Source organism: Micrococcus sp. LASM2_SD2, from assembly GCF_057364565.1.
The window spans coordinates 1-6,039 of the sequence record NZ_JBNFOB010000146.1 but is presented as its reverse complement, the minus strand read 5'-3'; the positions used below and the strand labels follow the sequence as shown (position 1 = coordinate 6,039).

Below are 6,039 nucleotides of genomic sequence, written 5' to 3'. Positions count from 1 at the left end.
AGCCGGATCCGGGCGGCACTGGCGGACGGGGACCGCAACGGGGGAGGAGCGGGTGCCGACGGGGTGCGGGGCGAGGCCTGACGGGCCGGGCGAGGCCACAGCGGCGCACGGCCCCGCAGTCCGCTAGCGTCGACCCCATGGCCGAGAACACTCTGCGCCCCCTGACCGCCGACGAGCAGAGGTTCATCGAGCAGCACGTGCTGTTCGGCGTCCGCGAGCGGGGCATCGACCCCGAGGATCCGGCAGCCATGGACGCCGAGTTCTCCCAGGCGCTCGCCGCCGTGGTTCAGGGCGCGGCGCCGCAGGGCGTCGCCCAGAACGTGGTGGGCGTGGCCGGCGCGATGCTCGGTCACCACCTCTGCATCAGGCACGGCCTCGTCTGGGCCATGGACGGCGCGCAGGACCGGAACCGCTGGGTGATCGTCAGCCAGGAGAAGAACGCCGTCTTCTACCCGTTCGACGCCGCCGCCAAGCACTGGCGCGAGCAGGAGACGGACTGGATGCCGGGCTTCGCGGCCATGGTGGCGCACGCTGTGGAGGGCGAGGGCGCCCCCGCCGACCCGGCCGCCCCGTCCGCCCAGGGCTCCGCCGAGTCCTGACCCGGCCGGGGATCAGCCGGCCAGGGCCAGCGCGTGCTCCAGTGCGGCCTCGGCCTGTCGCCCGTAGCCGCCGCCGAACAGGACCGCGTGCACCAGCAGCGGCACGGCCTGGTAGGCGAACACCCGCTCCTGCCAGCCGTCGGCGAGCGGGAAGGCGTCGTCGTAGGCCTCCCACGCCTCGCGGCCGAACCCGCCGAACAGGTCCATCATCGCCAGGTCCACCTCACGGTGCCCGCGGTGCGCGCACGGGTCGATCAGCCAGCTGCGCCCGGCGGCGTCGAGCAGCCGGTTCCCGGCCCAGAGATCCCCGTGCACCAACGACGACGGCTCCGCACCTCCCAGCACCGCCGCACCCGGATGGGCGGCCGGGGAGTCGGGTCCGAATCCGTCGGTCAGCTCCGCCAGCCGGCCCGCCAGCTCGGGCACGCGCGGCGGGGCGCTGCCCGCGGAGGCGGCCTGCTCGGCCAGGGGGAGGATGCGCCGGACCACCCAGGACTCCGCCCAGGTGGCGCACGGGGTCAGGTCAATCTCGGCGCGCCGAGCCAGGCGCGCACCGAGCCGTCCTCAGCGACGGCAGGCCGATCATGGTGACCGTCCACGGCCCCGAAGAAGTCGGCCGCTCCCTCCGGCAGCCGGGAGCCGCGGTGCAGGGCGGCCAGCTCCCGGCCGAACGCCGCCTCGGTCGTCGGAGTCTGGCGGCCGACGTCCTCGATCCCCTCGAGCTCGAGCAGGTCGTCGTCTGCCCGCAGGACCCGAGGGACCCGGGCTCCCGCCGCGCCCAGGGCGTGCAGGCCCCGGGCCTCCACGGTGAGGAGCCCGGGAAGGGCGCCGGACTTCACGAAGGTCACGGAGCCGTCGTCGTGGAGGGTACGGCGGCAGGTCCCGGTGCCGGCCACGCTCAGCGGCCCAGCATCGAGGTGAAGCCGATCATGGATTGGGAGACCACCAGGAAGATCACGGCGAAGACGGCCATGAACACGTGGGTGGCGATGCGCCCGCCCTCGCCCCGGCCGGACAGGGTGTCCCCGCTCAGGGGGGCGATGAAGCGGTGGGGGTCCTGCGGGTCGTAGACCACGGTCACGAAGGAGCCGCCGCGGTCCGTGAGCCCGATGTCGGAGAAGGTGGGCGAGGCGCGCACCGTCCGGCCGTCCAGGGTCATGAACTCGACGGTCTCCACGAGGAAGGTGCGGCGGTGCTCCCGGGAGCCGCTCTGGCCCAGGTAGGAGGTGATGACCTTCCCCTGGACGCGGTGGCCGTTGCGGGTGATCCGGTTTGCCGCGGCTCGACGGCGGGCGATGGACACCAGGCCCCAGATCGACATGGCGATCATGAACAGCGGGACCGCCGCGAAGAGGATCTGGAACATGCTGAAGCCGCCTGGTCCTTCGCTGAACACGGTGTCCCTCCTAGTCCTCCGGCCCCGGAGGCGGTCGTCCTGGCGGCGGCACGGGCCGCCGGTGGTGTTGGACGTGACGCTAGCGCATGGCCTGCCGCAGGGGGAACGGCGCGTGATGGAATGGTGCCCATGACCGATGACGCCGCGCAGAAGATCGCCCCGCTCACCGATGCCGAGGAGCAGTGGGTGCAGGACCGCCTGGGCTTCGCCCGTCAGGAGGGCGTGGACCACCTCGACCCGGAGCAGGTCAGCGCCTATGCGGACCGTCAGCTGGCCGCCGTGCAGGCCGGGGAGCTGGAGCCGGAGGTCGCCTCCGTGATGCTGGATGTGGTGGCGGTGGTGCTCGGAGAGCATCTCGGGGCCCAGCATGGCCTGCAGTGGGTCACCGTCCAGGACGAGGACGGCACGGGCCTGGGCATGCGCGATCCGCTCTCCTCCGCCGTGGTGTTCCCGCAGTCCACCGTGGGCACCCACTGGAACGAGGGCGTCGCCGGATGGGTGCCGGAGTTCATCGAGTGGTTCGGCGGCCAGGTGCGCGAGGTGCGCGGGCAGGGTTGACGCGCAATCTTCCGGTCACTGCACCCACTCATGACCCGTGCAACCTAGATGTCCCCGGCCTTGATGGCGGCGACGACCCCGTCCACGCAGTCCTCGATCTGCTCATACATGTCCACGAAGTCGTGCCGCGGACGCTGCCACGGGTCCGGGACATCCAGGACGCCCTGGGTGTCCACCGAGGAGGAGAACTCCCCGAGCAGGTGGACCTTGTTCTGGAGGTCCTCGTCCTCGGTGAGGGCGACGACGTCCTCGTAGTTGGACTCGTCCATCACCAGGACCAGGTCCGCCTGCTCCAGGTCCGCGAAGGTGAGTTGGGCGCCCACGGAGTCGAAGGCGTAGCCACGCTCCCGGCCGACCTCGAGGGTCAGCGGGTAGGGGTTCTCACCCACGTGGTAGTCGGCGGTGCCGGCGGAGCTGACGCTCACTTGCCCGGACAGGCCCGCCTGTTCCAGGGCATGCTTCAGCACGGCCTCGGCGGCGGGGGAGCGGCAGATGTTGCCCAAGCAGACGGTGAGGATGCGCATGCCCCGATCCTTGCATGCCGGGGCACGGCTCCGGGACGGAAGTCCGGTCCGCCATTCCGTCCTCCGCGAAGTCGATTGACCCACGTCACATCCCGCGGATAGAACGGTTCGCATGAGCGAACCGCGCACCTCCTTCCACGACCTCTCCGACTTCGTCGCGCTGCCGCGCACTTCCGGCCTGGCCCTGAGCCCGGACGGCACCCGCCTGGTCACCACCGTGGCCACCCCGAACGCCAAGGGCACCGGCTACGCCAGCTCCCTGTGGGAGGTGGACCCGTCCGGCGAGCGTCCCGCCCACCGCCTGACCCGCTCCGTGGAGGGCGAGGCCGGCGCGGAGTTCGCCGCGGACGGCACCCTGTACTTCACCTCCGGCCGCCCGGCGCCGGGGGAGGAGGAGAAGTCCTCCGCCCTCTGGGCGCTGCCGGCGCAGGGCGGCGAGGCCCGCGTGGTCCTCACCCGCCCCGGCGGCGTCACCTCCGTCTCCTGTGCCTCCGCCGCGGACACCGTGGTGCTGGGCGCCCCGCGCCTGCTCGGAGCCTCCACCGAGGCCGAGCACGCCGAGTTGGCCAAGGCCCGCAAGGACGCCGGCGTGGACGCCATCCTCCATACCGCCTACCCGGTCCGCTTCTGGGACCACGACCTCGGCCCGGCCAAGCCCGAGCTGTTCGTCCTCGCCGACGGCGCGGACCCGGACGCCCCGGCGGACGAGAAGGACGAGGGCGGCGAGGACACCCGCGCTGAGCAGATCGAGCAGGCCGGCGGCATCCCGGAGGAGACTGAGCACCACCTGCGCCACCTGACCGGCTTCGACCGCTCCCACGGCTCCGGCACCGACTCTCACGTGGCCCCGGACGGCTCGTTCGTGCTGGTCACCGTGTCCCGGGCCGGCGCCAAGGCGGACATGCGGGAGTGGATCGCCCGCGTGGACACCGCCACCGGCCAGGTCACCCCGCTCGTGGACCGGGAGGGCCAGGACGCGCACGCCGGCCCGATCTCCCATGACGGCACCCGCGCGATCGTGGTGGTCGGTCCGCACACCACCCCGGAGTCCACCCAGGACCCGAAGCTGTACGTCATGGACACCGTCACCGGCGAGCTCACCGACCTCGCCCACGACTGGGACCGCTGGGGCCACGTGGTCGGCTGGCTGCCGGACGACTCGGCGGTCATCGCGGTGGCGGACCAGGACGGCCGTGCCCCGATCTTCCGCATCGACGTGCCCTCCGGCGCCGTCGCCCAGGTGACGGGCGAGGACGAGGTCTGGTCCGACGTCGTGATCTCCCCGGACGGGACCACGCTGTACGGCGTGCGCTCCTCCTACCTGTTCCCGCCCGAGGTGGCCCGCGTGGACCTCGCCACGGGCGAGGCCACCCGCCTGCAGAACCCGGCCGAGCGTCCGGCCGTCCCGGGCACCCTGGAGGACGTGGAGGCGACCGCGGAGGACGGCACCCGCGTGCGCGGCTGGCTCGCCCTGCCCTCCGGCCCGGCACCCGAGGCCGGCCACCCGCTGCTGCTGTGGATCCACGGCGGCCCGGTGTCCTCCTGGAACGGCTGGTCCTGGCGCTGGACCCCGTGGCTCATGGTGGCCCAGGGCTTCGCGGTGCTCATGCCGGACCCGGCCCTGTCCACCGGCTACGGCCGGGACTTCGTGCAGCGCGGCTGGGGCCGCTGGGGCGCCGAACCCTACACGGACCTGATGGCCATCACGGACGCGGTCGAGGAGCGCCCGGACATCGACGCGGACCGCACCGCCGCGATGGGCGGCTCCTTCGGCGGCTACATGGCGAACTGGGTGGCCGGCCACACGGACCGGTTCAAGGCGATCGTCACCCACGCCTCCCTGTGGGCCCTGGACGGCTTCGGCCCCACCACGGACGCCTCCTTCTACTGGGACCGCGAGATGAGCCCGGCCATGATGGAGGCGAACTCCCCGCACCGGTTCGTGCAGGACATCGTCACCCCCATGCTCGTCATCCACGGGGACAAGGACTACCGCGTGCCGATCGGCGAGGGCCTGCGCCTCTGGTACGAGCTGCTCGCCAAGTCCGGGCTGCCGGCGGCCGAGGACGGCTCCACCGAGCACCGGTTCCTCTACTTCCCGCAGGAGAACCACTGGATCCTCACCCCGCAGCACGCGAAGGTCTGGTACGAGGTGGTCCAGGCGTTCCTCGCCGAGAAGGTCCTCGGCGAGGAGGCGAAGCCCCTCCCGAAGGAGCTCGGCCTGAACTCCTGACGGCCCCCTCCCGACGACGGCCGCCCACCCCGCGTGCGCAGGGTGAGCGGCCGCCGTCGTGCCCCGTGGTCCCCGAGCCCTGGTCCACCTCCGTTGAGTCTGTGGGGGTGCCCAGAGTCTGACGCCAGCCGCCTAAGCAGGGCCGCCAGGACTACCGCACGCAGGCCCCGGGGGTCTAGGTTCGGTTCCCACGACGTGGCCACAGCAAGGGGCCGCGCACGAGGAGAAGAAGGACCCCATGACGAACCAGAACCACGGTTCCGACTCCGGAGCCAAGGAGAAGGCCCAGGCCGTCGCCGGCCAGGCCCAGCACGAGGCCGGCCAGGTGGCCGAGACCGCCCGCGACGCCGCCGGAGACCTCGCCGGCACCGCCCGCGAGGAGATCGGCAACGTCCGCGACGAGGCCATGCAGCAGGTCCGCGGCCTCGCCGACACCGCCACCACCCAGTTCAAGGAGCAGGCCGGCACCCAGAAGGACCGCGCCGCCGAGCAGGCCCGCACGGTCACGGACGACCTGCAGCGCGTGGCCCGTGGCGAGAAGGCCGAGTCCGACCTCGTCTCCGGCGCCCTCTCCGCGGTGGCCCAGCAGGCCGAGCGCCTCACCCACCGCCTCGAGACCGCCGAGCCGGCCGAGCTACTGGACGACGTGCGCTCCTTCGCCGCCCCGCCCGCCCGGGCCACCCTTCCTCGCGATCGCCCTCGGCGCGGCCTGATCTGGCCGGCCGCCTC

At 72.9% G+C, this 6,039-nt stretch carries 7 protein-coding genes and 1 pseudogene; 4 read left to right on the top strand and 4 right to left on the bottom strand.

Annotation, left to right across the window (positions count from 1 at the left end):
- Positions 1 to 137 precede the first annotated feature (137 nt).
- Positions 138 to 599, top strand: coding sequence for a hypothetical protein (locus AC2W7A_RS08425; protein WP_485990966.1), 462 nt, complete (start codon positions 138 to 140; stop codon positions 597 to 599).
- 12 nt (positions 600 to 611) lie between these two features.
- On the opposite strand, the gene AC2W7A_RS08420 is transcribed toward AC2W7A_RS08425, so the two are convergent.
- The 3 genes from AC2W7A_RS08420 to AC2W7A_RS08410 are packed head-to-tail and all read right to left on the bottom strand — an operon-like array spanning position 612 to position 1,965.
- Positions 612 to 1,088, bottom strand: coding sequence for a fructosamine kinase family protein (locus tag AC2W7A_RS08420; RefSeq protein WP_485990965.1), 477 nt, complete (start codon positions 1,086 to 1,088; stop codon positions 612 to 614).
- Positions 1,089 to 1,117: 29 nt separating this feature from the next.
- A complete protein-coding gene (locus AC2W7A_RS08415) occupies positions 1,118 to 1,495 on the bottom strand; it encodes a hypothetical protein (RefSeq protein ID WP_485990964.1) in 378 nt (125 codons plus the stop codon).
- A 2-nt stretch (positions 1,496 to 1,497) separates the two neighbouring features.
- Positions 1,498 to 1,965 (bottom strand): DUF3592 domain-containing protein, encoded by a 468-nt coding sequence (locus tag AC2W7A_RS08410; protein WP_485990963.1) that lies wholly within the window; start codon positions 1,963 to 1,965, stop codon positions 1,498 to 1,500.
- 159 nt (positions 1,966 to 2,124) lie between these two features.
- Between AC2W7A_RS08410 and AC2W7A_RS08405 the strand changes: the two genes are divergently transcribed.
- Positions 2,125 to 2,553 (top strand): DUF3806 domain-containing protein, encoded by a 429-nt coding sequence (locus AC2W7A_RS08405; protein WP_485990962.1) that lies wholly within the window; start codon positions 2,125 to 2,127, stop codon positions 2,551 to 2,553.
- A gap of 44 nt (positions 2,554 to 2,597) precedes the next feature.
- On the opposite strand, the gene AC2W7A_RS08400 is transcribed toward AC2W7A_RS08405, so the two are convergent.
- Positions 2,598 to 3,077: a low molecular weight protein-tyrosine-phosphatase gene (locus AC2W7A_RS08400; RefSeq protein WP_485990961.1), complete on the bottom strand. Its 480-nt coding sequence runs from the start codon at positions 3,075 to 3,077 to the stop codon at positions 2,598 to 2,600.
- 112 nt (positions 3,078 to 3,189) lie between these two features.
- Here AC2W7A_RS08400 and AC2W7A_RS08395 point away from each other — a divergent pair, with 112 nt between their 5' ends.
- Both AC2W7A_RS08395 and AC2W7A_RS08390 read left to right on the top strand, forming a co-directional pair.
- Positions 3,190 to 5,310, top strand: a complete 2,121-nt coding sequence (locus AC2W7A_RS08395) for a S9 family peptidase (protein WP_485990960.1) — start codon at positions 3,190 to 3,192, stop codon at positions 5,308 to 5,310.
- A 238-nt stretch (positions 5,311 to 5,548) separates the two neighbouring features.
- Positions 5,549 to 6,039: pseudogene (locus tag AC2W7A_RS08390) on the top strand (hypothetical protein); the annotation flags it as partial.

Bases quoted from the DNA above. Each gene is read 5' to 3' on its own strand.
- AC2W7A_RS08405 (WP_485990962.1), top strand. From the start codon at position 2,125: ATGACCGATGACGCCGCGCAGAAGATCGCCCCGCTCACCGATGCCGAG.
- AC2W7A_RS08425 (WP_485990966.1), top strand. From the start codon at position 138: ATGGCCGAGAACACTCTGCGCCCCCTGACCGCCGACGAGCAGAGGTTC.
- AC2W7A_RS08400 (WP_485990961.1), bottom strand. From the start codon at position 3,077: ATGCGCATCCTCACCGTCTGCTTGGGCAACATCTGCCGCTCCCCCGCC.
- AC2W7A_RS08395 (WP_485990960.1), top strand. From the start codon at position 3,190: ATGAGCGAACCGCGCACCTCCTTCCACGACCTCTCCGACTTCGTCGCG.
- AC2W7A_RS08410 (WP_485990963.1), bottom strand. From the start codon at position 1,965: ATGTTCCAGATCCTCTTCGCGGCGGTCCCGCTGTTCATGATCGCCATG.